Source organism: Nocardia sp. JMUB6875 (assembly GCF_041154655.1).
Classification (GTDB): Bacteria; Actinomycetota; Actinomycetes; order Mycobacteriales; family Mycobacteriaceae; genus Nocardia.
Genome location: NZ_BAAFGR010000102.1, coordinates 1 through 23,678, shown reverse-complemented (window position 1 = coordinate 23,678; position 23,678 = coordinate 1). Strand labels below are relative to the sequence as shown.

General features: G+C 66.1%; 31 protein-coding genes and 2 pseudogenes. 14 read left to right on the top strand and 19 right to left on the bottom strand.

The features are described 5' to 3' along the window. Window positions 1-10: 10 nt before the first annotated feature. The 4 genes from ACAM49_RS24640 to ACAM49_RS24625 all read right to left on the bottom strand — a co-directional run bounded on the left by ACAM49_RS24640 (window position 11) and on the right by ACAM49_RS24625 (window position 3,484). A complete protein-coding gene (locus ACAM49_RS24640) occupies window positions 11-556 on the bottom strand; it encodes a hypothetical protein (RefSeq protein ID WP_369637932.1) in 546 nt (181 codons plus the stop codon). A 986-nt stretch (window positions 557-1,542) separates the two neighbouring features. After that, window positions 1,543-2,667 (bottom strand): fatty acid desaturase, encoded by a 1,125-nt coding sequence (locus ACAM49_RS24635; protein WP_369637931.1) that lies wholly within the window; start codon window positions 2,665-2,667, stop codon window positions 1,543-1,545. Window positions 2,668-2,885: 218 nt separating this feature from the next. Next, window positions 2,886-3,098, bottom strand: coding sequence for a hypothetical protein (locus ACAM49_RS24630; RefSeq protein WP_369637930.1), 213 nt, complete (start codon window positions 3,096-3,098; stop codon window positions 2,886-2,888). After that, window positions 3,095-3,484, bottom strand: a complete 390-nt coding sequence (locus tag ACAM49_RS24625; RefSeq protein ID WP_369637929.1) for a hypothetical protein — start codon at window positions 3,482-3,484, stop codon at window positions 3,095-3,097. Before ACAM49_RS24625 ends, ACAM49_RS24630 begins: the two co-directional genes overlap by 4 nt. Before the next feature lie 149 nt (window positions 3,485-3,633). On the opposite strand from ACAM49_RS24625, the gene ACAM49_RS24620 reads away from it, so the two are divergent. The 5 genes from ACAM49_RS24620 to ACAM49_RS24600 all read left to right on the top strand — a co-directional run bounded on the left by ACAM49_RS24620 (window position 3,634) and on the right by ACAM49_RS24600 (window position 6,417). Beyond that, window positions 3,634-3,780: a DUF6307 family protein gene (locus tag ACAM49_RS24620; protein WP_167333409.1), complete on the top strand. Its 147-nt coding sequence runs from the start codon at window positions 3,634-3,636 to the stop codon at window positions 3,778-3,780. A 103-nt stretch (window positions 3,781-3,883) separates the two neighbouring features. Then, on the top strand, window positions 3,884-4,699 hold the full coding sequence (locus tag ACAM49_RS24615) for an SPFH domain-containing protein (RefSeq protein WP_369637928.1): 816 nt from the start codon (window positions 3,884-3,886) through the stop codon (window positions 4,697-4,699). After that, the gene (locus ACAM49_RS24610) at window positions 4,696-5,118 is read left to right on the top strand and encodes a DUF5994 family protein (RefSeq protein WP_369637927.1); all 423 of its coding nucleotides are present in this window, start codon (window positions 4,696-4,698) and stop codon (window positions 5,116-5,118) included. Before ACAM49_RS24615 ends, ACAM49_RS24610 begins: the two co-directional genes overlap by 4 nt. 10 nt (window positions 5,119-5,128) lie before the next feature. Continuing rightward, window positions 5,129-5,566 carry a DUF5994 family protein gene (locus tag ACAM49_RS24605; RefSeq protein ID WP_369637926.1) on the top strand — a complete coding sequence of 146 codons (438 nt, stop codon included), beginning with the start codon at window positions 5,129-5,131 and terminating at the stop codon, window positions 5,564-5,566. Window positions 5,567-5,697: 131 nt separating this feature from the next. Further along, on the top strand, window positions 5,698-6,417 hold the full coding sequence (locus ACAM49_RS24600) for a TetR/AcrR family transcriptional regulator C-terminal domain-containing protein (protein ID WP_369637925.1): 720 nt from the start codon (window positions 5,698-5,700) through the stop codon (window positions 6,415-6,417). On the opposite strand, the gene ACAM49_RS24595 is transcribed toward ACAM49_RS24600, so the two are convergent. Beyond that, window positions 6,386-6,820, bottom strand: coding sequence for a DUF5994 family protein (locus tag ACAM49_RS24595; protein WP_369637924.1), 435 nt, complete (start codon window positions 6,818-6,820; stop codon window positions 6,386-6,388). The genes ACAM49_RS24600 and ACAM49_RS24595 overlap by 32 nt on opposite strands. Then, window positions 6,817-7,557: a TetR/AcrR family transcriptional regulator gene (locus ACAM49_RS24590; protein ID WP_369637923.1), complete on the bottom strand. Its 741-nt coding sequence runs from the start codon at window positions 7,555-7,557 to the stop codon at window positions 6,817-6,819. The genes ACAM49_RS24595 and ACAM49_RS24590 overlap by 4 nt, the downstream gene beginning before the upstream one ends. A 90-nt stretch (window positions 7,558-7,647) precedes the next feature. On the opposite strand from ACAM49_RS24590, the gene ACAM49_RS24585 reads away from it, so the two are divergent. Beyond that, window positions 7,648-8,862 carry a fatty acid desaturase gene (locus tag ACAM49_RS24585; RefSeq protein ID WP_369637922.1) on the top strand — a complete coding sequence of 405 codons (1,215 nt, stop codon included), beginning with the start codon at window positions 7,648-7,650 and terminating at the stop codon, window positions 8,860-8,862. Window positions 8,863-8,900: 38 nt separating this feature from the next. Here ACAM49_RS24585 and ACAM49_RS24580 read toward each other — a convergent pair. The 4 genes and pseudogenes from ACAM49_RS24580 to ACAM49_RS24565 form a co-directional block, all read right to left on the bottom strand. Continuing rightward, window positions 8,901-9,159: pseudogene (locus ACAM49_RS24580) on the bottom strand (response regulator transcription factor); the annotation flags it as partial. After that, window positions 9,156-9,632, bottom strand: coding sequence for a DUF5994 family protein (locus tag ACAM49_RS24575; protein WP_369637921.1), 477 nt, complete (start codon window positions 9,630-9,632; stop codon window positions 9,156-9,158). The gene ACAM49_RS24575 and the pseudogene ACAM49_RS24580, both read right to left, overlap by 4 nt. A 154-nt stretch (window positions 9,633-9,786) precedes the next feature. Further along, the gene (locus ACAM49_RS24570; RefSeq protein ID WP_369637920.1) at window positions 9,787-10,122 is read right to left on the bottom strand and encodes a hypothetical protein; all 336 of its coding nucleotides are present in this window, start codon (window positions 10,120-10,122) and stop codon (window positions 9,787-9,789) included. Between the two features lie 181 nt (window positions 10,123-10,303). Beyond that, window positions 10,304-10,728 (bottom strand): annotated as a pseudogene (locus ACAM49_RS24565) (transglutaminase family protein); the annotation flags it as partial. Between the two features lie 182 nt (window positions 10,729-10,910). Between ACAM49_RS24565 and ACAM49_RS24560 the strand changes: the two are divergent. Further along, window positions 10,911-11,402 carry a hypothetical protein gene (locus ACAM49_RS24560; protein ID WP_369637919.1) on the top strand — a complete coding sequence of 164 codons (492 nt, stop codon included), beginning with the start codon at window positions 10,911-10,913 and terminating at the stop codon, window positions 11,400-11,402. Window positions 11,403-11,481: 79 nt separating this feature from the next. On the opposite strand, the gene ACAM49_RS24555 is transcribed toward ACAM49_RS24560, so the two are convergent. The 3 genes from ACAM49_RS24555 to ACAM49_RS24545 are packed head-to-tail and all read right to left on the bottom strand — an operon-like array spanning window position 11,482 to window position 13,714. Continuing rightward, complete coding sequence (locus ACAM49_RS24555; protein ID WP_369637918.1) at window positions 11,482-12,222, bottom strand: GAF and ANTAR domain-containing protein; 741 nt, start codon at window positions 12,220-12,222, stop codon at window positions 11,482-11,484. 50 nt (window positions 12,223-12,272) lie between these two features. After that, window positions 12,273-13,064 (bottom strand): ANTAR domain-containing protein, encoded by a 792-nt coding sequence (locus ACAM49_RS24550; RefSeq protein ID WP_369637917.1) that lies wholly within the window; start codon window positions 13,062-13,064, stop codon window positions 12,273-12,275. Continuing rightward, window positions 13,061-13,714 (bottom strand): hypothetical protein, encoded by a 654-nt coding sequence (locus tag ACAM49_RS24545; RefSeq protein WP_369637916.1) that lies wholly within the window; start codon window positions 13,712-13,714, stop codon window positions 13,061-13,063. Before ACAM49_RS24545 ends, ACAM49_RS24550 begins: the two co-directional genes overlap by 4 nt. Before the next feature lie 697 nt (window positions 13,715-14,411). Here ACAM49_RS24545 and ACAM49_RS24540 point away from each other — a divergent pair. Continuing rightward, the gene (locus tag ACAM49_RS24540) at window positions 14,412-15,350 is read left to right on the top strand and encodes a MerR family transcriptional regulator (RefSeq protein ID WP_369637915.1); all 939 of its coding nucleotides are present in this window, start codon (window positions 14,412-14,414) and stop codon (window positions 15,348-15,350) included. A 15-nt stretch (window positions 15,351-15,365) separates the two neighbouring features. Here ACAM49_RS24540 and ACAM49_RS24535 read toward each other — a convergent pair whose 3' ends face one another. Beyond that, window positions 15,366-16,004: a TetR/AcrR family transcriptional regulator gene (locus ACAM49_RS24535; protein ID WP_369637914.1), complete on the bottom strand. Its 639-nt coding sequence runs from the start codon at window positions 16,002-16,004 to the stop codon at window positions 15,366-15,368. A gap of 137 nt (window positions 16,005-16,141) precedes the next feature. Here ACAM49_RS24535 and ACAM49_RS24530 point away from each other — a divergent pair, with 137 nt between their 5' ends. Both ACAM49_RS24530 and ACAM49_RS24525 read left to right on the top strand, forming a co-directional pair. Continuing rightward, entirely contained in the window at window positions 16,142-16,714 is a 573-nt protein-coding gene (locus tag ACAM49_RS24530) for a dihydrofolate reductase family protein (RefSeq protein WP_369637913.1), read from the top strand. 31 nt (window positions 16,715-16,745) lie between these two features. Next, complete coding sequence (locus tag ACAM49_RS24525; protein ID WP_369637912.1) at window positions 16,746-17,654, top strand: alpha/beta fold hydrolase; 909 nt, start codon at window positions 16,746-16,748, stop codon at window positions 17,652-17,654. Between the two features lie 469 nt (window positions 17,655-18,123). On the opposite strand, the gene ACAM49_RS24520 is transcribed toward ACAM49_RS24525, so the two are convergent. Further along, window positions 18,124-18,390, bottom strand: a complete 267-nt coding sequence (locus tag ACAM49_RS24520) for an alpha/beta fold hydrolase (protein ID WP_369637911.1) — start codon at window positions 18,388-18,390, stop codon at window positions 18,124-18,126. A gap of 265 nt (window positions 18,391-18,655) precedes the next feature. Continuing rightward, window positions 18,656-19,531: an alpha/beta fold hydrolase gene (locus ACAM49_RS24515; RefSeq protein ID WP_369637910.1), complete on the bottom strand. Its 876-nt coding sequence runs from the start codon at window positions 19,529-19,531 to the stop codon at window positions 18,656-18,658. An 89-nt stretch (window positions 19,532-19,620) separates the two neighbouring features. Here ACAM49_RS24515 and ACAM49_RS24510 point away from each other — a divergent pair, with 89 nt between their 5' ends. Beyond that, complete coding sequence (locus tag ACAM49_RS24510) at window positions 19,621-19,782, top strand: CGNR zinc finger domain-containing protein (RefSeq protein ID WP_369637909.1); 162 nt, start codon at window positions 19,621-19,623, stop codon at window positions 19,780-19,782. 34 nt (window positions 19,783-19,816) lie between these two features. Here ACAM49_RS24510 and ACAM49_RS24505 read toward each other — a convergent pair whose 3' ends face one another. From ACAM49_RS24505 to ACAM49_RS24495, 3 genes are read right to left on the bottom strand one after another with little or no spacing between them, the layout of a single operon-like run. After that, window positions 19,817-20,062 carry a DUF6188 family protein gene (locus ACAM49_RS24505; RefSeq protein WP_369637908.1) on the bottom strand — a complete coding sequence of 82 codons (246 nt, stop codon included), beginning with the start codon at window positions 20,060-20,062 and terminating at the stop codon, window positions 19,817-19,819. Window positions 20,063-20,113: 51 nt separating this feature from the next. After that, a complete protein-coding gene (locus ACAM49_RS24500; RefSeq protein WP_369637907.1) occupies window positions 20,114-20,872 on the bottom strand; it encodes a nucleotidyl transferase AbiEii/AbiGii toxin family protein in 759 nt (252 codons plus the stop codon). Continuing rightward, on the bottom strand, window positions 20,869-21,510 hold the full coding sequence (locus tag ACAM49_RS24495; protein ID WP_369637942.1) for a type IV toxin-antitoxin system AbiEi family antitoxin: 642 nt from the start codon (window positions 21,508-21,510) through the stop codon (window positions 20,869-20,871). Before ACAM49_RS24495 ends, ACAM49_RS24500 begins: the two co-directional genes overlap by 4 nt. A gap of 216 nt (window positions 21,511-21,726) precedes the next feature. Between ACAM49_RS24495 and ACAM49_RS24490 the strand changes: the two genes are divergently transcribed. From ACAM49_RS24490 to ACAM49_RS24480, 3 genes are all read left to right on the top strand, one after another. Further along, window positions 21,727-22,398 carry a DNA alkylation repair protein gene (locus ACAM49_RS24490; protein WP_369637906.1) on the top strand — a complete coding sequence of 224 codons (672 nt, stop codon included), beginning with the start codon at window positions 21,727-21,729 and terminating at the stop codon, window positions 22,396-22,398. 50 nt (window positions 22,399-22,448) lie between these two features. After that, window positions 22,449-22,946, top strand: coding sequence for a DUF4442 domain-containing protein (locus tag ACAM49_RS24485; protein ID WP_369637905.1), 498 nt, complete (start codon window positions 22,449-22,451; stop codon window positions 22,944-22,946). Between the two features lie 121 nt (window positions 22,947-23,067). Next, complete coding sequence (locus ACAM49_RS24480; RefSeq protein WP_369637904.1) at window positions 23,068-23,406, top strand: hypothetical protein; 339 nt, start codon at window positions 23,068-23,070, stop codon at window positions 23,404-23,406. Window positions 23,407-23,678: the final 272 nt, after the last annotated feature.

Genomic DNA, 23,678 nt, shown 5'->3' with positions numbered 1-23,678 from the left:
CCTTCTCTTCTCAGTCGCGGAGCGGGTGTTGGATGTAGCCGGCCTGTGGGGCACCGAATTCGAGGCTGTTCTCGTCGAGCCCGTTGCTGATGGTCACCCGACTATCGGCGAACGCGAAGCTGACCGCCGTCATGCCTGCGGCGAAATCGGCTCGCTGGCTTGTCCTTTCGAGCAAGTCGACAGCGAGCAGCGGTTGGCCTTCGAGTGCGGTCAACGCCGCGATGGCGTCGGACCGCCAGGACAGGTGGAAGGCATGGATCTCGGGGTCGTCGTCCACGGGGTCCGACCAAGAGCGCTGACTATGGGGATCGATGCTGTTCCAGGTGATCGACAGCTCGTCGAACTTCTGGTGAGTGATCTCGACCCGTTCACCGTCGAAGTCCAGCACTACCGGGCAGTCGGCGAACCACTCATCGTCCGCTTGGTTCCAAACCAGCCAGGAATTGGACAGAGACCTACCAACGAGTCGGCTCAACCGTGGACCGTGAGCGGATTCGATGGCGGCGCGCCCCGTGAGCCAGCGTGGTTGGTATCCGTGGATGCCGTAGTAGGACACGGCACGATTATCGGCGGCGGCGATCTGCCTCCACGCAGGTGCATCGGCTACAGGGCGTGTCGTCGCATCGCACCGAACGCACTCAACTGCCGCGTGGCGCGGCGTCCGGCGAATTAGTTGAAGATCAACGGCCCCTCGGCATCTCGGGGCGGCCGAAAACGCGGATGTACACGGCCGGTGCCTCGCGCTGGGCGCAATCTACGTCGTTCTGACAGTAGCGACCGGCGCAGCCGCCGTGCGGGTCCTGCGAAGGATCCGGATACAACCCACCGCCCCCGCGCGGCGGCAATCGGCGAGCACGCTGACGCACCGCCACGGACAGATCATGAGGACGTGTGAATGCACCAGGTTGCCGTCTTCACATGAGACCAACCGCGGGGCCATAACAAGAACATGACCCGAGACGACCCACCCCAGCAGCCCCCACGCGGTGTTCGTGGCAAGCGGCGACACCCGCCACCCGAAGCGGTCTTCGAGATCGTGATCGCCGACGGACCCGAGGGCGAGATGCTCGCGCGACGGCAAGCCGAGGTGTTGTGGGAAATCACGAAATGGCAGGCATCGCGCCAGAAATAGCCCAACCGAACTCCGCAGAACGCCGGACATCGACTAGGAACTCGCGCCGACGACCTCCTAGCGCTTGCCGCTGCTCAGGGCGAAATCGGCTTCGATGACCAGTCGGCCAGCAAGAAGATGCCGGTCGGTACTGTTCCCATCTATATCGCGCCCCGCCGAGGGCGCTCCTCGGACCGCCGTTCGCCCAGGTCAGGCAGTGGTTCCTATTCGCGAGCCAATATACGCAGCCGAGAAACCCCCGGTCGCGTGTCGCAGGTTCGCATCCTGCGCGGGCTGCTGTCGGCTAACACCCCAGCTCAGAGCACTCTGTCGACATCGTCGGCCACGGCGTTGACGCACAGCTGAATCGGCAGTCGGACCGGGTGCGTCCGGACTCGGTGGGGCGGCGACCGTCGGGTGCGGCGGTGCCGCTATCGCGTCATGATGACACCGGCGGGCCGAGAGGCGTTGCCGGTGGTGATGGGTGGCAGGGCCAGTCGGAAGATCTTCTTCCACACCGATCCGATTTGCGCGCTCAGCGGACCGGTGTTGTACGGCAGGCCGTAGTTCTCGCACAGGTCACGCACCTCGGGGGCGATCTCCTGGTATCGGTTGGCCGGTAGATCGGGGAACAGGTGGTGCTCGATTTGATGCGAGAGGTTGCCCGACAGGATGTGGAACAGCTTGCTGCCGGTGATGTTCGAGGATCCGAGCATTTGCCGCACGTACCATTCGCCCGGGGTCTCGTCGGCGGTCTGCTCCTCGGTGAACGTCTGTACCCCGGCGGGGAAGTGGCCGCAGAAGATGATCGTGTAGGCCCAGATGTTGCGGACGATATTGGCGGTGGCATTGCCGGCCAGGGTGGGCACGAACAGCGGACCGGTCAGCAGCGGGAAGGTCACGTAGTCCTTGAGCACCTGCCGGCCGGCCTTGCGCCATTGGGCCGAGATCAGCCGCCGGAGGTCGGACCAGTTGCGCTTGCCCCGCACAATGTTCTCCACCTCGAGATCGTGCAGCATCACGCCCCACTCCACCAACAGCATCAGAGCGGCCGCGTACACCGGGTTGCCCAGGTAATAGGGATTCCACCGCTGGCTTTCGTCGATGCGCAGGAAGCCGTAGCCCAGGTCGCGGTCGCGCCCGCGGATATTGGTGTAGGTGTGATGGATGTAGTTGTGCGAGTGCTTCCACTGGCCGGCCGGGCAGACCAGATCCCATTCGAACACTTGCGAATTCAGGGTCGGCTCGTGCATCCAGTCCCACTGGCCGTGCATGACGTTGTGGCCGATCTCCATGTTGTCCAGAATCTTGGACAGGCTCAGGGCGGTCACCCCCGCCAGCCAGAACGGCGGCAGCAAGCCCAGATACATCAGGCCGCGGCCGGCCACCTCGAGACCGCGCTGCGCCTTGATGATCGAATAGATGTACTCGCGGTCGTGCCGGCCCAGATCGGCGGTGATCCGGGCGCGCAGTGCGTCGAGCCGGCGGCCGATCTCCTCGACCTCCTGCGGACTCAGTACCACCGGGCCTGATTCGGGTGCGGTGAGTGTGGACATGGCGGCTCCCCTGTGTCGGGTTTCGATGTCGATATCGCCGGCCGCGGCGTTGATGCACAGCTGAATCGGCAGATCGGATGCGTGTGGAACGCCTCGGCACGTGGGTGCCGGCGGACCCGAAGCGCTCAATCGGGAAGGGTGGGAAGACTCTATTATATTCCCGTATTCCCTTGGTGTTCAACCTGTTTCGTGACAAATCGTGACCGTGTGGGGGCGGGTCAGGATCGTCGTTCGAATCGGTCGCGCCAGCTCGGGTAGGTGCGGATATGCCTCGAGCCGCCGGCGTTCTCGTCGATGTCGCGGCTCATCGCGGTGTCTTCGGGTCGCCGGCCGCGCAGACCGGGCGGGAGGTGGGGTCCGCGGCGGTTGAGCGCCATCACGGCGATCGCGCCGACGACGATTCCCGCCGCGAAGGCGAGGAAAGTGATCATCGAGGCTCCTGGTTGGGATTCCCGGTCGGAGTTCCGGGGACCGTGGCATCGGTGGTGCCGGTGTGGGTGTAGCGGGTGGGTGTGTCCGGTGTCCCCGAGCCGGAGGCCGCGAGTTCCCGGCGCGACGCCACGAGCTCGGCCCGGGCGGCCGCACCCCGGCGGGCGGTGCGGCGAGCGCCGCCCAGCAGGATGGCCAGTCCGGCCAGCCCTGCGGCGCCGACGACGATGCCGTACAGGAACAGCAACCCGGTCGATCCGGTGACGTGATATCCGAAGACGGCGAAGTTGTCGGTCAGTGCGTGGGCGTTGCCGCCGTTGGCCAGGACGCCGGCCAGCCCGATGAGCACGGAGGCGACCAGGATGACGAGTCCGACGATGACGATCATGGCGATCCTCCAAGCCTTGCCTTGGACCGTTGCCTGTTCAGTACACGCCCAGCGAGGCGTCGGTGTCAACAATGTAGAGCTACAATGGAAGTCTACGGCTTGACCGGTGATATGCCGGTTGGGCGAGCGGCTTACGAGGGAGTATGAGAGTGACGATCACAACGCGATACGAGCGGCGCGTGGCCCGGGTCCGAGACGTCGTACGGGAGCATTCCGAGCTCGACGACGGCGCGGCGACCGAACTGGCGGTGCGGGTGCTACAGGCGCTCGACACGATTCCCGAGCAGATCCGCTGACTGGACGACCCGAGTGTGTCAACCACGTTATTCTACGATGTAGACACCAACGGCGGAAACGGCCTACGCTGGCGTGTGACTCTCACTTTCGTGAGGAGGAGTCATGAATGTAATCGGTGTCGCGATCGCCGTCGCGGTGGTGGCCGTGGTTCTGTTGGCGCTGTCGATTCGGGTGGTGACACAGTACGAGAGGGGTGTGCTGTTCCGACTCGGACGCGTGATCGCGGTCCGGGAGCCCGGGTTGAATTTCATCATCCCGGTCGTCGATCGCCTGCGGCGAGTGTCGATGCGCATCGTCACCATGCCGATCCAGTCGCAGGGCATCATCACCCGAGACAATGTCAGCGTAGACATCTCCGCCGTCGCCTACTTCCGGGTCGTCGATGCCGAGAAGTCGGTCGTCGCGATCGAGAACGTTTATGCGGCAATCGATCAGATCGCCCAGACCACCCTGCGCAAGGTGGTCGGGCAGCACACGCTCGATCAGGCGCTGGCCGATACCGACACCATCAACGTCGATATCCGCAAGATCCTCGACACCACCACCCTCGAGTGGGGAGTCGAGGTGACGCTGGTGGAACTCAAGGATATCCAGTTGCCCGACAGCATGAAACGCGCGATGGCCCGCCAAGCCGAGGCCGAGCGCGAGAAGCGCGCGAAAATCATTGCCGCCGAGGGTGAATCGCTGGCAGCCGCGGCGCTCGGCGCGGCCTCGGACGTCATGATGGCGCACCCGCTGGCACTGCAGCTGCGCAATCTGCAGACCCTGATCGAACTGGGCGTGGACAAGAACACCACTGTGGTCTTCCCGGCGCCGCTGATGAGTGCGATCGGCGAGATCAGCGCCTTCCTGGCTCGCGAAACCGCCGCCGCGGCACCGCACGCCGTCAACATGTCGAAAGCAGGCAGTCGCTCATGATCGTCTTCGAAGATGTCCTCCGCAAGTGGTGGCACGACCAATCCGTCGGACGCCTGGGTCCACCCGGCCTCGAGCCCCGCTTGCGGTTGGCGCCGCGGGGCGAGGACGTCGGCTATATCGACGGCGTCTGGTGGCCCCGATCCGGTGATCTCGCTGCGGAATTGCCGAATTTGCTGATGGTGCTGGCACGTCGGCTGGGACCGGCGCGACGAGTGGTCTACGACCGCACCAGCTGGTCACGGGCCCATGGTCGGCTGGTCCTCGGGGAGCGAACGATACAGCTCGACGCCTACCCGTTCGAACTGGGCAACACCCTCTACGTCTTCGGCCGGGGCGGCGGCATGATCGTCCTGCGCGTCATCGGCTCGACCACCGATCAGGACATCGCCCGCGCGATCCTGTCGGGCTCGGAGGCCTGAGGTGTTCGGCTTGCGCATAGGAATGCCCTACATGGGTCCGGCTTCCGATCGGACCCAGCCCTTCCCGGCGCCGACCCGCACGCCACGGCTGCTGCTGCGGGAACGCGGCGCCAGGGCCGGTGATGTCGACGGCGCGTGGTGGCCGCGGACCGCCAACCTCACCGCCGAAATGCATGATCTGATCACCGCCATCACGCCGCGCACCGGGCCGATAGCCCGCATCGGATTCGATTGGAATGCCAAGAGCCTGGCCCAACGCCGCATCGATCACGCCGACGGCGTCGAGTTGTTCGGCCCCGGCCTCGACCAGCCACCGGCCGTGATGCGGCTGATCGGAACCGATGGCGGACTGCTGGTCCTGCTCGTCGTCCCGTTCGACACCCCTCCCCCACTCGCCGATGACCAGATGCGGCGAGCGGCGCATCCCCGGAGATCGCCGCGCTGGTGAGCGCAATGCCGCCGACCTGGGCCGGAGCGCGCACCCGCGGCGAATAGCGCGAGTCGCGCCGCACTGTCAACGCCGTCTGTCTACGATCGAATTGATTCGGATGGTCCGAAGGGAAACGGAGGATCCTCCGCATGGTCGAACGTCGCACGGGTGGCAGGAACGCGCGATCCGCGAATCGGCGGGCCGATACCGGCAATGGCCCGGTTACCAGGGCGGTCGTGCTGACCGCAGCGCTCGAGCTGGTGGATCGCGAGGGCGTGGACGTGTTGTCGATGCGGCGACTGGCCGAGGCCGTCGGCCGCGATCCGATGGTGATTTACCGGCATGTGGCGAACAAGGCCGCGGTCCTCGACGGTATCGCCGAGATCGTGTTCGCGCAGCTGTCCGTGGATGCCACCGACAGCGATTGGGCCGGCCAGTTGCGGGCCGTCGCAAGGGATTTCCGCCGGTTGGCGCTGGCGCACCCGCGGGTGGTGCCGCTGCTGGTGACCCGCCCGCTGTCGACGCCCCTGGGCCTGCGCCCGCCGTCGGTGGTGCGGCCACTGGAGGGCATCCTCGAATTACTGACCCGCGCGGGGTTTTCCGGTGCGGACGCGTTGCACGTCTACCGCGCCCTGTTCGGATTCCTCTACGGGCATGTGCTCAACGAGTTGCAGGAGATCGTGGAGCGCCCCGAGGAGACCGACGAGGTGCTGCGCCTGGGGCTGTACCGGCTACCACTCGACGAGTTTCCGCTCGTGCGTGAGCTCGCGCCGGTGCTGGCCGCCTACGACGGTGCGGCCGAACTCGAACGCGGTCTCGATATCCTGCTGACCGGTCTCACCGCGACGCTGCCCGCTCCCGGGCATTGACCGCTCCGCCCTCGGAGTCCCAACGCTGTTGCGCGGCAACCATATCGGTATCGTCGATCGGAGTGATGAGGCGGAGGGTGAGCCGGGCGCCGACCTCGACGCCGTGGACCTCGAGGATGCGGGCGGGCATGTGCCGGTAGCCGTCGAGCCGCACCTGCCGTCCGCCGACATCGAGTTTCCTCGGTGCGGAGCTCCATTCGTCGAGGTGGTAGACCACCCGCTGGATCGAGCCCAGCGCCGGTACGAGCATCGCAAGCAATGGTGGAAGCTCCGCGGCCAGGTCACGGCCGTGCGGCCACCAGAATCCGTCGACGGGTCCGGTGCCGGCGGCGTTCAGCTCGAGTCGAAGCCGGTGTGGCGGGGACATCTGGTTCGCGGTGGTGCTGTGCCGTGGTGGTGTCATGATCGATGCTTCTTTCGGGGTTTTGTCGCGGTCGCGGGAATGGTGAGAGACAGGCCGCCGAGCAGAATGTCGAGGCCGCGCTCCAGTTCGATCGCGCCGTCGTAGGCGGCCAGGTCCGAGGCGAGGCCACGCAGCAGCGGGAACTCGCCGATCGGGAGACGGTACAAGCCCAGGCGCAGCACGTCGTCGGTCTCCTCGGGGCGTTCGACGAGTTCCTGGAGTTCGGTGAGGATGTGACCATGCAGGAAGCCGAACAGCGCGCGATAGATGTGCAACGCGTCGGGGCTGCTGAAATCCGCTCGGGTGAGCAGGTCGAGGATGTGTTCCAGTGGCCGCAGGGTCCCCAGGGGGCGCAGTGCCAGCGGGGTGGCCAGGGGCAGGGTGACCAGCAGCGGCACCGTGTTCGGGTGGGCGACGGCGAGATGGCGGTAATCGCGTGCGATGCTGCGTAATTGGTGGCGCCAGTCGGCGTCACCGGGGTCGACGGTCAGTTGCGCGAGCACGAGTTCGGCGACACCGTCGAGCAGCGCGGCCTTGTTGGCGGCGTGGCGGTAGAGGGTCATCGGGTCGCGACCGAGCGCCTGTCCGAGGCGGCGCATCGAGAGCTGGTCGACGCTGTCGTGGTCGATGATCTCGAGCGCGGCGGTCAGTATCGCGGCGCGGGTCAGGGGAGCGTTGCGCGTTCGATTCGCCGGGGGCTTCGGGGTATCAGCGGGTCCGGCTCGGATTCGGTTCATGGTGGTCGCCCCGCTCTCGATGGAGAATATTCATCTACGACGTAATTCTACGCCGTAGACATGAACTGTAGCGAGGCCTAAGCTGGGAGAATGGCGATTACGCAGGTCGCGGTCTACGCGCATTTGAGTCCGGAGGACGTCGAGGCGCTCGGGCATGAGCTCGACGCGATTCGCGGTGACATCGAGCAACGGCTCGGCACCCGGGACGCGGCCTACATCCGCCGGACGATCGCCTTCCAGCGCATCCTCGACCTGACCTCACGCCTCGTCATCGCCTGCAGCAGAACGAAACCCGGTGTCGCACTCGGCACGGTGGCGCTGGCAAGCGCGAAGAGCATCGAGAACATGGAGATCGGCCACAATGTCTGCCACGGCCAATGGGACTGGATGAACGATCCGGAAATCCATTCCAGCACTTGGGAATGGGATATGGCCGGGGTGTCGTCGCAGTGGCGCTATTCGCACAACTACCGCCATCACGTGTTCACCAACGTGCTCGGCATCGACGACGACATCGGCTTCGGCGTCATGCGGGTGACACGCGATCAGCCGTGGCGGCCGCGACTGCTGCTCCAACCACTGCAAAACCTGTTCCTGGCAGTGACTTTCGAGTGGGGCATCGCGCTGCACGGCCTGTACTCCGAACAGGATCGCGCCGCGACCGCCGCCGAGAAGTCCACGCACACCAGGGCATTGCTGCGCAAGATCGCCCGCCAGACCGGCAAGGACTATCTACTCCTCCCGGCCCTGAGCGGCCGCCGCTGGCGCCGCACCCTCGCCGCGAACGCGGCCGCCAACGCGCTGCGCAACCTGTGGGCGTACGTGGTGATCTTCTGCGGCCATTTCCCCGACGGCGCGGAGAAATTCACGCCCGCTGCGATCGAGCACGAGTCCAAACCGGAATGGTATCTGCGGCAGATGCTCGGCACCGCGAACTTCGACGCCGGCCCGGTGCTGGCCTTCCTCAGCGGCCACCTGTCCCACCAGATCGAACACCACCTGTTCCCCGATCTGCCCAGCAACCGCTACCCGGAGATAGCCGAGCGCGTCCGCGCCCTCTGCGACAAATACGATCTGCCCTACAACACCGGCCGGCTGCCCCGGCAATACCTGCTCACCCTGCGCACGATCGGCAAACTCGCGCTCCCCGACGATTTGCTGATCGCGACCTCCGACGATGCCCCCGAGACATCGTCGGAAGACAAGTTCGGCCCGCACCCGCGGACCGCGGTCGATTCGCCGTCGGGCCGTCACGGTCTGCGCACCGCGCTCGCGGAACGGGCTCGCCGACATTCGGGCCGTTGACGTGACCGCCGGGGCGGCCGCCACCGGCGGTGCAGCTCCGCGGTGCGGGCGGTCAGGATCGGGCACCGCGGTTCGTCCGAGCGCGACAACAGGTCCCGGCACAATTCGATGCCGTTGCCGTCGGGCAGAATCACATCCACCACGGCCACATCGGGCCGCAGCACCGGGATTCGAGCCAGCTCGTGCGAGACGGTGCGGGCCTCGCCCGACCACCGTCGATTCGGGATCGGCGGCGAGCAGGCCGAACAGCCCGCGGCGTACCAGCTCGTGGTCATCGGCCGGGAAGACCTTGATCATGCGCCGATCCCCGGTACCCGAGGACGGGATTTCGTCACTTCACGGTGTTTCTCCGGCGCCCGCGGCCGGGCTGTCGGACTGGGCTGCGGTTTGCCGGAGGCCCAGCGCATTTGGGCGGCGGCCGCGTCCGGGCGGGTGTCCGCGGGGATGACCAGCACGTCGAGGCGTGCGCCGTTGCTTCCGAACAGGTACATGATGGCGGCCCTGCTCGTCGTGGCGACGGCTGCGGTGCCACGGCGCGTGAAACTATCGGGATCATTTGTCCGCCAATCGAATCCAACGCGAACCATGGAACCGAGCCGGGTGGCGACGGCCGCGATCAACTCGTGCAGTTCGGCGGCGGGCTGCTTGGACCTCGGCCACCAGGCACCATCGACGGGCCCCTTAGGGGCGGCCGGGTCCCGCAGGGAGAGGCGGAGCGGGTGTGGGCCGGTGTGCCGCGGTCCGTACACGGTCGTCCAGGGAAGTGTCATGAACTGGCTCTCCTGTGCCTGATACGGCAGGCCTCGGCGTGGACGGACGGCTCTCGGTGATTCGATCGGCCGCCGTCGCGGTGGCGCGACAACATGGCCCGGTCGAACGGGCGGATCGTGCATTACCTTGCACCGTGTGCCATTGATGCGCCGGTCAAGGGATGGGCGTGGAGCGGATGACCAGCGCGCCGGAGCGTCCCGCCGCCGACATCGGCCACTCGCCGGTGATCGAGACCATGGCGTTCTTGGCGGATCTGACGTCGAGTTCGACGGCCGCGAACAGCTCGCGAACCTTTTCTCTGGCCGAATATTGTTGCGGCAGTGTCGATTCGGTGTCATCGAGGATGCCACGAAGCAGGTCCAGCCGCTGCAGCGCGTCGGTCAGGGTGCGCACCAGATCGTCGCCGAGTACCAGGAAAGCGCTCACGCCGTCGTCGTCATCGGTCACACCAGCGGGCGACGAGGTAAAGCGCCCGGAGTGGATGGTCACGGCGCTCAACCCTGGCGCGGGCCGGGGTGATCAGGTGAACCGCGATGGAGCAGCGTCATGGTGGGCGCTCCCGTCTGACCGTGTGCGGTCTGATTCTCGGCGATGGCGCTGCCGGGTCGGCGGCGCGTGAGCAATCACCGTGCCAATGACACTACACCCCCGGCGAATACGGGGCTCGCGCTCAGCGGATCGCGATGGGTCGACCGATGTCGCCCATGGGCAGCGGGCCGTCGATGGTGGCGTGCACGGACAGGCCGCTCATGCTGATGTCGCCGCCGTGGTTGGCGAGGAAGGCGATATCGGAGGCGTGCGGCCGGTGGCGATCCGCAAGAGGGCGGCCCGCGGGGCGAGGCAGGCCGGGTCGAATGCTCGCCACGCGCCGTCCACGTAAGCCTCGGCGACGGAAGGGAAATCCATCGGCCTGCAGCCCGGGGCGTGGACGGCCGCGACCCGCGCGGGCACTCCGACGGCCCGCGACAGCGCGACGACGAGGTGGGTGAAGTCGCGGCACACCCCCGCGCCGGACAGCAGTGTCTTCATGGCCCCGTCGATGGGGTCGCTGCTGCCCGCGAGGTAGCAGATCCTGCTGCCGACCCACGCGGATATCCACGCGGACATACCGAGATTCGTGCGACCGGATTCGAAAGGCCACCGATAGTGCAACGATACGCCTGATCGAATCGGCGGCGCACCCGCTCGAGCGGTGCGGGTCGCGTGCGCGGGCCGGTGGTTCGTGGTGAACTGAAAGTGTCTGCCGCACAACAACTCGACTGATTCGGAGAGATCCGATGCGCGAAGGTTTTCTCCTTTCCGGCATCGTCGTCGTGCGCCCGGCGCGAGTCCGTGTCGACTCGCGGGCGAGCCTGATCACCCCGTATCTGATGCGCTTGACGGGTACGTATCGTTGCCCGCCGGGCCTGCCCGCACGTCTGTTCGTCGCAGGTATGCCGTTGTCCGCCCACGGAATACACGATGACCCGTCCGCGATTCGCGAGGGGGTAGCGGGCGGCGAGGTCCAGCAGATCGATTCCGACGGGCGTGCACACTCGTTCACCATCGATCTGGGGTGTGCGGCCGCTGCCGAGACGGGTGAGCCGACGAACTACTGCCCGGGCGCGCCGGTGTTGGTGGCGGCCAAACTCTACTTCGACGAACTCGCCGATCGTCTGGACTGGTGGCGCTTGCTCGCGGAACATCCGCTCACCCCCCGATCCACCCGTCGACGACTCTGCCCCGACACGGTGCTCGCATCCGCGGTCGAGTTCGTCTTCCTCGGCTGAATCCGGTTGCCGTGACGAGTAATCCGCCACGAAGGCAGCTGCCGATCGGCGTGGCGCATTCCGATCGCGCGCCGGAGGTCTACCGGTAGCGCTTCGGGTCGGTGAGCAGGGTATCGAGGGCGATGGTGCGGTCGACGACGGCGCGGGCGAGGTCGGACAGGTGGCGGTTGCGGTTGCGGGCGTGGCGACGCAGGATCTGGAACGCGGTGTCCATGTCGAGGTCGGCGCGTTCGGCGAGCATGCCTTTGGCTTGTTCGATGATGACGCGGCTGTTGAGGGCGGTATTGAGCTGTTCGTTGACGGTCAGCGTGTCGGCGAGGATGCGGGCGTGCAGGATGCCGACGGTGGCGAAGTCGGCCAGTGCCTGCCCGACACGCAGGTCTTCGGCGCGGAGGACGTTGGTGGAGCGGGTGAAGAGATTGAGTGCTCCGATGCGTTCGTCGCGCAGTCGCAGCGGTAGCGCGCAGACCCCGTGGAAGCCGTTGGCCACGGCGCTTTCGGAGAACAACGGCCAGTCGGCGGCGACTGCGGCCAGGTCGCCGATCAGAACCTGCTCGCCGGTGCGATAGGCCTGTAGGCAGGGTCCGGCCTCGGATTGGATCTGCAGCAACTCCAACAGCCGGAGTTGCTCGGAGGTGGAGGCGAGCACCTGCAGGGTCCCGTCGGTGTCGGCCAGCAGCAGTCCGGCGGCGTCGGCGGGAAGTAGATCGACACACGTGTCCACGAGCTCTTGTGTCAGCTCGACCGGGTCGTAGTCGACGACCAAGGTGTCCACCAATCGCATGAGCGCCGTTGTCAGTGCACCATCGTTCTGCGCCATCCTCGGACCGCCTTTTCTGTAGGTAATTCTATGGAGTCGCACTGGCCGCCTCAACGTTCCGGCGTCGGCCGCGGTGTCGGTCCGGGTTCCGGGTCGCGATCTTGTCCGTCGGGTTCGGGCCAGAACCGCAGGCGCCGGGCCACCACCTCGCCCGCGATCTCGTCGAGTCGACGGCCGGTGGTGAAGGCGTGTCCGATCAACCGCGCGTAGGCGACCGCCGCGCTCGCGTCCAGCTGCACCGCGACCATGCCGGTGGCCTGGTGGATCTCGCGGGTCGAAACCGTCAGCTCCCACCAGGGTCCCACCGCCGCGTCGTCGACGTGTGGGGCGGGCGGAGCGAGCGTCGAGAGCAGCGCGGTGGTGATGACGTCGGCGATCTTCAGCGCGTCGGCGAATGTGGCGGGGTCGCTCAGGACCTGCCCGGCATCGAGCAGGTCCAGGAAGCCGACGCGAATCGCGCCCAGCCGCAACGGGATCGAGCACACGGCGCCGAGGGTGGGCACCCGGTCCCATTGGGCGAGCAGAGGCCAGCGGCCCTGCGCGAGCGCGGCCGCCGGATTCGTGACGCGCACCGGCGCGCCGGCGCGGTGGCAGTCGGGTCCCGGGCCCTCGCCGGTGGCGATTTCGGCGTCGGCGAGCCATCCGGCGGCGGGGCCGACCGAGCCGAGGACATCCCATCCACCGTCGGGCATCGCCGCGGCGATAGTAGCCCCGGAGATCGGGAGCACCTGCACGCAGATCTCGCACAACCGGCCGCCTCGCAGCGGCATGTCGTGGCCGTTGCCGGTCAGATCGTGCAGAGCGGACAGGAAGCGCGCCGACGCCGAGCGTGCGGCGTTCACGACATCCCGCCGGGGTCGTGCCCTGGCTCGGTGGTCATCGCTCGCTCCCGTCCGGCGTGGTCGGCTGTCGCCACGGCCTGACCGCGAGATGTCGGTAAAGCGGTCCGACCCATCAGACTAGTCCCCTGGCCGACCGAGCGGGGGCACGCGGCCTGCCCGGGCGTCGTCACCGCGGAGGGGCCCTGATCGGGAAGCGATGGCGGCGAACACGATCGCCGCCATGTATCCGGCAGCCATTGGCTCATGACCCATCCGTCTGCGCACCATGTCAGCAGATTCGACCACTCCAGGCGGTCCCGGGTGGCGGCAGCGTCGAACTCGGGGGTGACCGCGGCGATCAGATAGCGGCGTTCGGCCGGGGACTCGGGTGCGGCGAGCCGGTCGCACAGGGCCTCCGCGGCCAGGTTCACGTCGGCCGCGATGACGACGTCCGGCAATCTGCGCTCGAAGTGTTCCGGGCCTCGCGTGACCGCCTTGACAGACCATTGCTGAACGCCGGCAGGAGGTGGGGTTCGCGGCTGCGGACCGTGGTCAGGGCCGATGTTGTGATTATTGAAATTCATGCTGCCCCTGTCCGGATCGCTGGTCGATCCGCCGGGGTCTGGAGCGGCACTCGAACGATGGTCGTGCGCTTCGATATCGAATGACACGCGATCGTCCGCCGTCGCGCCAAGTGTACTCGCATGGTTATGCCGTGATCCGAAAAACATTGAGGCAAGCGAATTTCCGACCGGTCTGGCTAGTATCGAGCCGGATCGGGCGGGCAACTTCGGAGGTTTGCGCCAACTGTGGCGTCGGAGCGTTCTACCAATGGCAGGCGTCACGGCAGCAACAGCACGTCCGAACTGGTCGGACCAACCGTCGTCACCGGCTGGTCTCAGCCCCGCTGGCCTCCTGGTGCTTTGAGGGTGCTCAGGTCGAAATCGGCCTCGATGACCAGTCGACCAGTAAGAAGATGCTGGTCGGTCCTGTTCCCATCCATATAGTGCCCCGCCGGGGGCACATCTAGGACCGTCATTCACCCAGGTCAGGCGTGCCCCAGCGCGATCGACCGGATGGTCGGTCATCGATCATGTTCGCGACCCTACCGTCCGACCGGGAAAACCCGCGAAAAGCCCAGCAGCTCAGCCAGACCCAGATCGAACACCTGCGAACCGGGAACAAGCCCGGCGCCGGGCACTGAACCCGCTGCCCCTTCACCCTCGAATCCACCGAACTCATCGACCTGCGCGGCAACGGCAAGCTCGATATCGTCACCGCATCGATGGTCGGCCCGTATATCGCGGTGTACCTGCGCAACCGACCACGTCTTGCGTCTCCACCAGGAGGAGAGATCAAGCTGGGGACATGGACGACGAGACGCTCTTCACGATCGGGGCCCTGGCCGAACGAACCGGTTTGACGGTCAAGACGATCCGGTTCTACGCCGATCGCGGAATCGTTCCGCCGACCTGTCACAGTCCGGTCGGCTACCGCCTCTATGACATCGACGCCCTCGCACGCCTGGAGCTCGTCCGCACGCTGCGTGAACTGGATATCGATCTGGCCACCGTGCGGCGGATCCTGGCGCGCGAGACGTCACTGACCGAAGTAGCCGCGGCCCACGCGGCAGCACTCGAGGTGCAGATTCGAGTGCTGCGGTTGCGGCGCGCGGTCCTGCAGGCGGTGGCGAACCGAGAATCGAGCCCCCAGGAGATGGATCTGATGCACACACTGGCGAACCTGACACAGACCGAACGGCACCGCTACATCCACGATTTCATCGACGACACCTTCGGCGGCGTGAACGGCAACCCGGCGATGCTGGAGTTGCTGCGCTCGAGCATGCCCGATCTTCCCGAGGACCCCACCCCCGAGCAGGTCGAGGCGTGGATGGAGCTCGTGCAGCTGGTGCAGGACAACGATTTCCGGTCGGCGGTGCGGCGGATGGCCGCATATCAGGAGAAACAGCGCGCCGAGGGCGACGACACCGGGCTGCACCACGAGCTCACCGAGACCGTCCGCGAGCAGGTGGGCCGGGCGCTCACGACGGGCATCGCGCCGGATTCGGCGGCAGCCGAAGTCATCGTCTCGACGTTGATGGCCCGCTACGCCGAAACCTTCACCCGAGCCGATGACGCCGACCTGCGCCGCTGGGTACTCGAGCGACTGGAGGTCGCCAATGACACCCGCGTGACCCGCTATTGGCAGTTGGTGGCGACCGTCAACGGCTGGGCGCCGATCGGGGATCTCGAGCCGGTGTTCACCTGGTTCGGCCAGGCGCTACATGCTCACCTCGCCGGATGAGCACACGAGGCCGAGTCAGATTCCGCGGTCGATCATGTCGAGCAGTTTCGTGGTGAGTTGATCGAGTTGGTCGAGTTCGAGGAAGCGCAGCGGTCCGTCGACGGCCAGGTAGGCCAGTCCGTGCACGGTCGGCCAAGCGAGAAACTCTGCGCCGGGCCGCCTTTCGGGGTCGAGGAGACCGGCTTCGACCAATCCGTCGAGCGCTTCGGCGAGGAGGTCGATCGCCGAGCGTCCGGTGGGGCCGGCGGACGCGGGTTCGGAGACCACGGACACGTCGGTCTGGGTTGCGAAGGCGGTGCGGAACAGACCCGGTTCCGCGCGGGCGAATCGCAGGTATCCCGCGCCGACGGCACGGAAGCGCGCCCGCGCGCGGGAGGCGGGATCGCTGGACTCGGGCACCGCGTCCTGCTCGGCGGTCATGGCCGTGGCCAGCCCTGCCAGCGCGACGCGTGCGACGGCCTGCACCAGGGCTTCCCGGTCCTTGAAGTGCGTGTAGGCCGCGTTGGGTGCGACGCCCGCGCGACGGGCCGCCTCACGCAGCACGATCGCCTGAGGTCCGCCGCCCTCGCGCGCCATCGCCACGCCCGCGTCGACCAGCGCTTCCCGTAATGCGCCGTGCCGGTAGGTGTTTCGTTTCGCCGAGCTGTCGCTCATGCCGCTCCCGACTCTGCTGCTCGAATGTTTCTGGACGTCGTTCAGATTGTATCTGGACAACGTCCAGAAGTCGTGTATCTTCATTTCTGGACAGCGTCCAGATATGAGAACGACCCACCTACACAAGGAGATTCCCCATGCGCACCCTGATCAGCTCCGCCTTCATCTCCCTCGACGGCGTCGTGGAGGCCCCGGGCGGCGAACCCGGCTACCGCAACACCGGATGGACGTTCAAGCACCTCGATTTCCTGCCCGAGGCCTTCGAGATCAAGGAGCGCGAGCAGCAGGAGTCCACCGCGATCCTGCTGGGCCGCAACAGCTATGCCGCCTTCAGCCCGGTGTGGCCGGACATGGCCGAGTTCGCCGGCTACAAGGCGATGCCGAAATACGTCGTCTCCACCACGCTCACCGACGATGACCTGGTCTCCAACTGGGGCGAAACCACGATCCTTCGCTCAATCGACGAAGTCGCCGCCCTGAAGGAGACCGAGGGCGGCCCGATCATCGTGCACGGCAGCGCCGCCCTTAACCACAGCCTGTCGGACGCGGGCCTGATCGACCGCTACCACCTGCTCGTCTTCCCGCTGCTGCTCGGCGCGGGCAAGCGCCTGTTCTCCAGCACCGACAAGGACACCCAGAAGCTGCAGCTGATGGAATCCCAGTCCTACGCCAATGGCTTGCAGCTCAACATCTTCGACGTCGCCCGCTGACGCGCCCGCCCCTTCCGAAGGAACGATCACGGTGAAGATCACCGCACTGCTCACCTCCGCGACCGCTCTGGCCGCGGCGGTGCTGCTCGCCGCATGCGCCGCAGGCACCGGCGAGCCCTCCGCACCGGCGCCCGGCGCGTATGCCGACGTCAACGGCCTGCACATGTACTACGAGATCCACGGAACATCCTCCGGCACACCGCCTTTGGTGCTGTTGCACGGTGCGCTGTCCGGAATCGGCACCGACTTCGGCCAGCTCATCCCCGAACTGGCCAAGACCCGCCAGGTCATCGCCATCGAACAGCAGGCGCACGGGCACACCGCCGATATCGACCGTCCGCTGCGCGACGAGCAGATGGCCGAGGACACCGTCGCGCTGCTGCATTCGATCGGTGTTCAACGCGCCGACCTGCTGGGTTACAGCATGGGCGCGGGCGTCGCCCTGCAGATCACTCTCACCCACCCCGACCTGGTCCGCAAACAGATCATCGCCGCCGGCAGCCTCGACGAGAACGGGCTACGCCCGGGACTGCTCGACGGTATCGCCGGACTGCGACCGGACATGCTCTACGGCACCACTTTCCATACCGACTACTTGAAGAACGCGCCACGTCCTCAGGACTTCGGACAACTGGTGGCCCGCATCCGCGAGCACGACACCACCGCGATGATCCGATTCCCGCTCGCCGCCGTACGCGCGGTCACCGCACCCACCCTGACAGTCATCGGCGACTCCGACGCCGTTCGCCTCGAGCACGCGGTCGAGATGTTCCGGGTGTTCGGCGGCGACATCCTGGGCGACACTCCCGCCGGACTTCCGAACGCGCAATTGGCGATCCTGCCCGGCACTTCCCATGTCAGCCTCGTCCACCGCCCCGAGCTGCTCCTGCCGATCATCGCGGCCTTCCTCGACCGCACCACCCACCAGCCAACATCCTGAAACATCCACGCCAGAAGCAGGTCCCGGACCCGACGGCCAAAGCAACCCGACCCGGTCAACTGCCCTGTAACCGACGCACATCGGCGGATGTGTGCGTCCGTCGGCGATGCCGCGTCCGGTAGAGCCAGGATGGGACCATCGAGCAGTCATCCTCCGGACCGGCCGACCAGCGAGAATAGGATGCCTGCAACCAGCGGCCTGTGGGCATACCTACCGTATGGCCGACAACGATGTACCCCAGGATCCTCCGCCCCGGGCTCGCGGCAGCCGCCGACGTGAGCCGCTGGACGCGGAGTTCGAGATTGTGATCGCCGACGGGCCCGAAGGTGAGATGCTCGCACGACGCCAAGCCGAGGTGTTGTGGGAAATCACCCGAACTCCGCAGAACACCGGAAACCGACTAGGAAGTCCCGCCACCGATGACCTCCTAGCATTTGCCACTGCTCAGGGTGAAAAGCGGCTTCGATCACTAACCTTCGAACAAGAAGATACTGGTCAGTCCTATCAGCGCCGTGTGGTTCAGGCCGACGGCGTCGAGGAAGGCGCCGATGGCCTCGGCCATTGCCGGGAGGTCGAAGGCGAAGCCGGGGTGCTTCAGCTCGGTGTAGCCCTGGCTGGGCAGATCGACCGCGTAGACGGTGTGCTCGCGGGCCAGCGCGGGAATCACTTCGCGCCAGGAGTATTGCCACAGACCGCCGCCGGCGATCAGGACGACGGGCGATCCCTGACCGGTCACGGTGTAATGGAATCGAGCCAGATCGGTGTCGGCATAACGGGATTCGATCCGGTCGAGGTGACTCGGCCGGTCGGTCGAGCCCGGAGGATTCCAGGCGTAGGCGGCCGGTATCGCGATGGCGAACAGCAGGGCGACGAGGGTGGCGAGGCCGATAGCGAGTCAGCGAACCCGGGGATGAATCCTCATGGTGTGCTCCGTGATCGGTGAGGCACTGACTATCGGTGGACGCGGGCCCGGCTCGTGACGTGACGCGCTGTGACCGGCCTCATGCCGCCGAACCCGGCAGCAGGTCCAGGAAGTCGGCGATGAGCGGGACGATCTCGGCCAGATGGGTTTCCAGGGCGAAGTGACCGGTGTCGAACAGGTGCAACTCGGCGTCGGGGAGGTCGGCCAGGTAGGCGTGGGCGCCGGGGGCGGGGAAGAAGGGATCGTCGGCGCCCCAGGTGATCAGGGTGGGCGGGGTGTATTTGCGCAGCCAGTCCTGCCAGGCGGGATAGCGGGCGACATTGGACTTGTAGTCGAAGGCGAGCGCCACCTGCGCCTCCTTGCGGCCGGGCAGGTCCAGGAAATGCTGGTCCAGGAGCCAGGATTCGGGCGACAGCACGGTGGTGTCGGCGACGCCGGTCTCGTACTGGCTTCGGGTGCCCGCGAGGGTGAGCAGCCCGCGGATCGTCTCCTCGGCGCCGTCCTGCTCGGGCCGCAGCGCGGTGAACTCCCGCGCACCGTCGGAAAGCCCTGCCTCGTAGGCGTTTCCGTTCTGCACGACCAACCCGGCGATCCATTCCGGATGACGTTCGGCGAGGCGGAAGCCGACCGGAGCGCCGAAGTCGAAGACGTACATGGCGAAGCGGGTCAGGCCCAGCCGTTGCACGAACCCTTCGATGATGTCCGCCAGCCGATCGAAGGTGTACTCGAATCCGCTGGGGGCCAAGGTGTTTCCGAACCCGGGGTAGTCCGGCGCGATCAGGCGGTAGCGATCGCCCAGCGCGTCGATGAGCCGCCGGAACTGATGCGATCCCGAAGGAAACCCGTGCAGCAGCAGCATTGTCGGCGCATCGGCACGACTCGGCACGGACTCCCGGTAGAAGACGTCTACGCCGTCGATCTCGAGGTAGCGGTGGTGGACCAGTGGCAGGCTCATATCGTTCACATGCTTTCTTCGCGGGTTGACGCATTAGGTTTAACCGACTGTTGTCTAACGTGTCAACCCGCCGATGTAGCATTAGAAACATGAGCGAGGCGTCCTTCCTGATCGGCGAACCCCTGGCGCTGGACCTGGTCAACACGCGCCGCCGCTGGTGCTCCCCCCAACGCTGCGGCAACCGAATCCGGGTAGCGCGCTACTACGACCGCCACACCGCCGCAAAACGCTCAGCGCCGCAACAGAACTGAAAACGAAGACCAACAGCCGCCGCACGGCCTCGAGCTAGACGACGATGGTCGAGCCACTGTTGTGAATCTGGTAGCTCTCGTAGTGCTCCGATGAGTCCAGGATTCGGATCAACTGGCCGTTGGAGAAGGTCAGTTCGAGGGTTCCGTTCGTTTCGTACTCGACGTTGACCACCGCGTGGCCTATGAATGCGACGAGGGCGGGAGCCGCCTCGATAGGTACTTGTCCCAGTACCACTTCCTGGAGGAACGAAAGATCTACGCCCTCAGGTAACCCGTACATGTCGTGGCCTTCCGGTGGTCGTCAAGGATCTTGCTCTCGATCCGGTGTGGGCTACGCCAGTCCTTGCGCAATACGCTCCCAGGCTTCTCGAACCGCGGCTCGCGCTGTCTCGGCGCTGATCGCCAACCGTGTTTGCCCGGCCAATTGCGCGTTCCAGTCAGCCTCGTCCGGCGCATGATCGAACAATTGCAGGGTGGGGAGCCGGTTGGTCGGACCGTGCTTGCGGTACAGCGCGCCCGCAGCGGCGTCTATCGCCCCGATTTCGTTCAACGCCCAGAGATCCCAGAGGTCGCGTGACGCTCGCCGGTCGTGCCATGTCGCGGTCTTGCCTGCGGCGAAGGCCGGCAGGGTGGGAACGAGCAGTTCGGCGGGCGGGGCGTCGCTGTATCGCTGCTCGAGGCCGCGGAGTACGGTCGGCCACGCTGGTCGCCCCTGGGCCGACAGCAACTGGATCTTGACCGACACACCGGATGCGGAGCGAAGATTGGCGGCCCCGGATTCCGGAACCTCACTCAGGGTCGGCGCCCATTCCAACCGGCCGTAGCTCCGCGCGACCGATCGCGGCAACGCAGCGTCCAATTCGGCCGCGAGCACGCTCCGGTTGCCCAGCGCCACCAGATCGATGTCTTCACTGAGCCTGCCATTCACCAGATGTGTACGGGCGAGCGCGGTTCCGCCGATGAAGTGCACCCGATCGCCGAATCCGAGACTGATGGCAGCCAGTAGGTGGGAGATCATGCGGTCGCGTTCGACCTGCTCCGGGGACGCTCCGAATTGCGCTGCGACACTGTCACGTTCGACGGAACTCATCCCCTGACCCAGCCTTCCACGCGTCGAAGTGCCGCGCTCAGGCGCTGATTCGCCGCGAGTTGTGCAAGTCTCGACGGATCGCTCCGGCGGTAGAGCGTCGCGATCGCCCCGCGAACCTCCGTCTCGGCATTGCCCAGCTCCGGGCGACGGGCGAGATCGAGCACGGTCTGCTCCGGAGTCGTGACAAGTGCTGGGCCCAGCGGTGTTTCGACGCGCTCGGCGTCGAGTGCGTCGGTGTCACGTCGGACGAAACGAACCTGCGCCGAGCGATCCGTCAGCGTTATCGGTCGGTGTTGGCTCGGAACTGCGATCACCGCTGTCGCCAGCGCACGGGGTATCGCCCCCAATATGCGCGCTGCACTGACGCCCATGACAATCGCCTGATCCGGCCCGTAAATCGATGATGCGATGCCAGCGGCAGCCGCCTCGAGCTCCGGCAGCCAGGCTCGACCGACGTAATCCGGCGGGACAATGACGTAGTAGCCATACGCGACGCGGTGCAGCACACCTTGCTCGACAAGTCTCGCGACCTCGGGGCGCGGCTGAGCGTAGATGCCGGCCAAGTCCTGTGGCCGCACGGTCCGGAGCGGCATCCTCCAGAGTTCGCTGGGCAATAAGGTGCCGCTACGCCCAGCCATCAGCACCACCTCTCGAAGAGTATGCATTAAGTTGGCTATGAGCCAACGAAATGCATACTACTGGAGGAATAGCCCTCAACCCCGCAGATTGGCAACCCACTGCCACAGCGTCGGCCGGCTTTCACATGGGCCAGCTGTCGAGTGGCACAATTTTCAGGGGTTTTGTCTGATTGCGACGCGATTGTGTGCCACTCGACGTTCCGACTGGAGGGTGTTGTGGGTGAGGTGACGGTGGCGGAGGTGATGGCCGAGCTGAGGGGGCTCGAGGAGGCCAAGGTGCGGGCGGTTAATGAGAGGCATGGGGACGATCATGGGGTGAATCTCAGCGCGTTGCGTGCGGTTGCGAAGCGGTTGAAGACGCGGCAGGGGTTGGCTTGTGAGTTGTGGGGGACGGGGGATAGTGCGGCGCGGTTGTTGGCGACGTTGATCTGTCGGCCGAAGGCGTTCGGCGCCGATGAGCTGGATCGCATGGTGCGGGAGGCGCGGACGCCGAAGGTGCGGGACTGGCTGGTGAATTACGTGGTGAAGAAGAGTCCGCATGCCGAGGAGCTGCGGGTGGCGTGGTTCGCCGATGCCGATCCGATGGTCGCGAGTGCGGGGTGGGCGTTGACCGCGGAGCGCGTGGTGAAGCGGCCGGGCGGGCTCGACCTGGCGGGGCTGCTCGATGTCATCGAGGCGGAGATGAAGCAGGCCCCGGATCGACTGCAATGGGAGATGAACAACTGCCTGGCGCAGATCGGGATTCGGCACCCCGAGTTCCGGGCCCGCGCCATCGACATCGGCGAGCGCCTGCGGGTGCTCGAGGACTATCCGACCCCACCGAACTGCACCTCCCCGTTCGCGCCGACCTGGATTGCCGAGATGGTGCGTCGGCAGGACGCGCAATAACCTGCCGGAACATAGTGTGGAGCTGCCCGGCTGAACTGGGCTGAGGATGAATGGATTTGGGGGATTCGGTGCGGTTGCCTTCTACGCGTGCGTTCCGGTACTTGATGAGCGCGTATCCGCCGCTGTTCTTCGCGGGCGTGCGCGTCGAGCATGTCGCCGAGGACTGGACCTCGGTTCGGGTGTCGCATCGGGTCCGGCCCTGGAACCGGAATATAAATGGCGCGGCCTTCGGCGGCACCCTGTATGCGATGACCGATCCGTTCTTCGGGGTCATGGCACGCGGGCAGCTCGGTGACGGCTACCGCGTCTGGAGCATGAGATCCGCGATCGAGTTCGTCTCTCCCGGACGTGGGATCGTCACCGCGACAATGGAACTCGATGCCGCGGAGGCCGAGAAGATTCGGTTGGCGACACGGGATGGCGGCAAGTCGATTACCACGCACTCAACGACGATTCATGATGCGGATGGCAATGTGGTCGCTCGGGCCACGCAGGATGTGTACGTCCGCCAGATACGCGCCGAGGTCGACTCGCGTTCCTCCGAGTGAGGACGGATCGATAAACCAGGTTTATCGGTCGCCTGGGAGATCGACATTGATTCGCGGAGCGGCGCGATGGGATTGTCTGGGGGGCAATATCTTCCAGTAGTGGCGAGAGGAACCGCACACGATGACCGAGTCGTTTCCGACAAACGCCTTCGTCCGCGTCGGGCGTGTCACCTTCGATCCCAGCCTCTACGAGGCGGTCGTCGTCGCCGACAAGGCGACATCGGAATACCTGATCCCGGCGATCCAGCAGCTGCCCGGCCTGCTGCACTGGTTCGCGGGCGTCTCCCCCGAAGGCTCCCTCACCCAGGTGAGCGTGTGGGACTCCGAAGAACACGCGAAACAGATGGATGACCTGAAAGAGATGCGAGTCCGGGCGCGTGACGATTTCAGGGCGGTCGGAGTGACGTTCACGGCAGAAACCGCGACGTACACCAATTACCCCATTACGTGGACCATCTAGCGCTCCAGCGGTTCGCCGCGCCTCAATCGATGAGGAGCGCGCGGCGACGCCAGGCCCAGCGGAGCAGGCCGACGCCTACCGCGAGGGTGATCACATCGACGCCGAGCTCGATCAATCCGCCTGCGCCCGAACGCCGCCAGATGCGGTGCAGACGGAGCGGACACCCGGGAGGGGGTCGCGCGGTGGCAGACTTTGCGGTATGACCGGTGCTGCGGCGAAGATGCCCACTCTGATTTGCGGCGGGCGTGGGCGCAGCCAGCCTGATGCGCTGG

Bases quoted from the DNA above. Each gene is read 5' to 3' on its own strand.
- ACAM49_RS24635 (WP_369637931.1), bottom strand. From the start codon at position 2,667: ATGTCCACACTCACCGCACCCGAATCAGGCCCGGTGGTACTGAGTCCG.
- ACAM49_RS24630 (WP_369637930.1), bottom strand. From the start codon at position 3,098: ATGATCACTTTCCTCGCCTTCGCGGCGGGAATCGTCGTCGGCGCGATC.
- ACAM49_RS24625 (WP_369637929.1), bottom strand. From the start codon at position 3,484: ATGATCGTCATCGTCGGACTCGTCATCCTGGTCGCCTCCGTGCTCATC.
- ACAM49_RS24615 (WP_369637928.1), top strand. From the start codon at position 3,884: ATGAATGTAATCGGTGTCGCGATCGCCGTCGCGGTGGTGGCCGTGGTT.
- ACAM49_RS24610 (WP_369637927.1), top strand. From the start codon at position 4,696: ATGATCGTCTTCGAAGATGTCCTCCGCAAGTGGTGGCACGACCAATCC.
- ACAM49_RS24600 (WP_369637925.1), top strand. From the start codon at position 5,698: ATGGTCGAACGTCGCACGGGTGGCAGGAACGCGCGATCCGCGAATCGG.
- ACAM49_RS24595 (WP_369637924.1), bottom strand. From the start codon at position 6,820: ATGACACCACCACGGCACAGCACCACCGCGAACCAGATGTCCCCGCCA.
- ACAM49_RS24590 (WP_369637923.1), bottom strand. From the start codon at position 7,557: ATGAACCGAATCCGAGCCGGACCCGCTGATACCCCGAAGCCCCCGGCG.
- ACAM49_RS24585 (WP_369637922.1), top strand. From the start codon at position 7,648: ATGGCGATTACGCAGGTCGCGGTCTACGCGCATTTGAGTCCGGAGGAC.
- ACAM49_RS24575 (WP_369637921.1), bottom strand. From the start codon at position 9,632: ATGACACTTCCCTGGACGACCGTGTACGGACCGCGGCACACCGGCCCA.
- ACAM49_RS24560 (WP_369637919.1), top strand. From the start codon at position 10,911: ATGCGCGAAGGTTTTCTCCTTTCCGGCATCGTCGTCGTGCGCCCGGCG.
- ACAM49_RS24555 (WP_369637918.1), bottom strand. From the start codon at position 12,222: ATGGCGCAGAACGATGGTGCACTGACAACGGCGCTCATGCGATTGGTG.
- ACAM49_RS24540 (WP_369637915.1), top strand. From the start codon at position 14,412: ATGGACGACGAGACGCTCTTCACGATCGGGGCCCTGGCCGAACGAACC.
- ACAM49_RS24535 (WP_369637914.1), bottom strand. From the start codon at position 16,004: ATGAGCGACAGCTCGGCGAAACGAAACACCTACCGGCACGGCGCATTA.
- ACAM49_RS24530 (WP_369637913.1), top strand. From the start codon at position 16,142: ATGCGCACCCTGATCAGCTCCGCCTTCATCTCCCTCGACGGCGTCGTG.
- ACAM49_RS24515 (WP_369637910.1), bottom strand. From the start codon at position 19,531: ATGAGCCTGCCACTGGTCCACCACCGCTACCTCGAGATCGACGGCGTA.
- ACAM49_RS24510 (WP_369637909.1), top strand. From the start codon at position 19,621: ATGAGCGAGGCGTCCTTCCTGATCGGCGAACCCCTGGCGCTGGACCTG.
- ACAM49_RS24505 (WP_369637908.1), bottom strand. From the start codon at position 20,062: ATGTACGGGTTACCTGAGGGCGTAGATCTTTCGTTCCTCCAGGAAGTG.
- ACAM49_RS24500 (WP_369637907.1), bottom strand. From the start codon at position 20,872: ATGAGTTCCGTCGAACGTGACAGTGTCGCAGCGCAATTCGGAGCGTCC.
- ACAM49_RS24495 (WP_369637942.1), bottom strand. From the start codon at position 21,510: ATGGCTGGGCGTAGCGGCACCTTATTGCCCAGCGAACTCTGGAGGATG.
- ACAM49_RS24485 (WP_369637905.1), top strand. From the start codon at position 22,449: ATGGATTTGGGGGATTCGGTGCGGTTGCCTTCTACGCGTGCGTTCCGG.
- ACAM49_RS24480 (WP_369637904.1), top strand. From the start codon at position 23,068: ATGACCGAGTCGTTTCCGACAAACGCCTTCGTCCGCGTCGGGCGTGTC.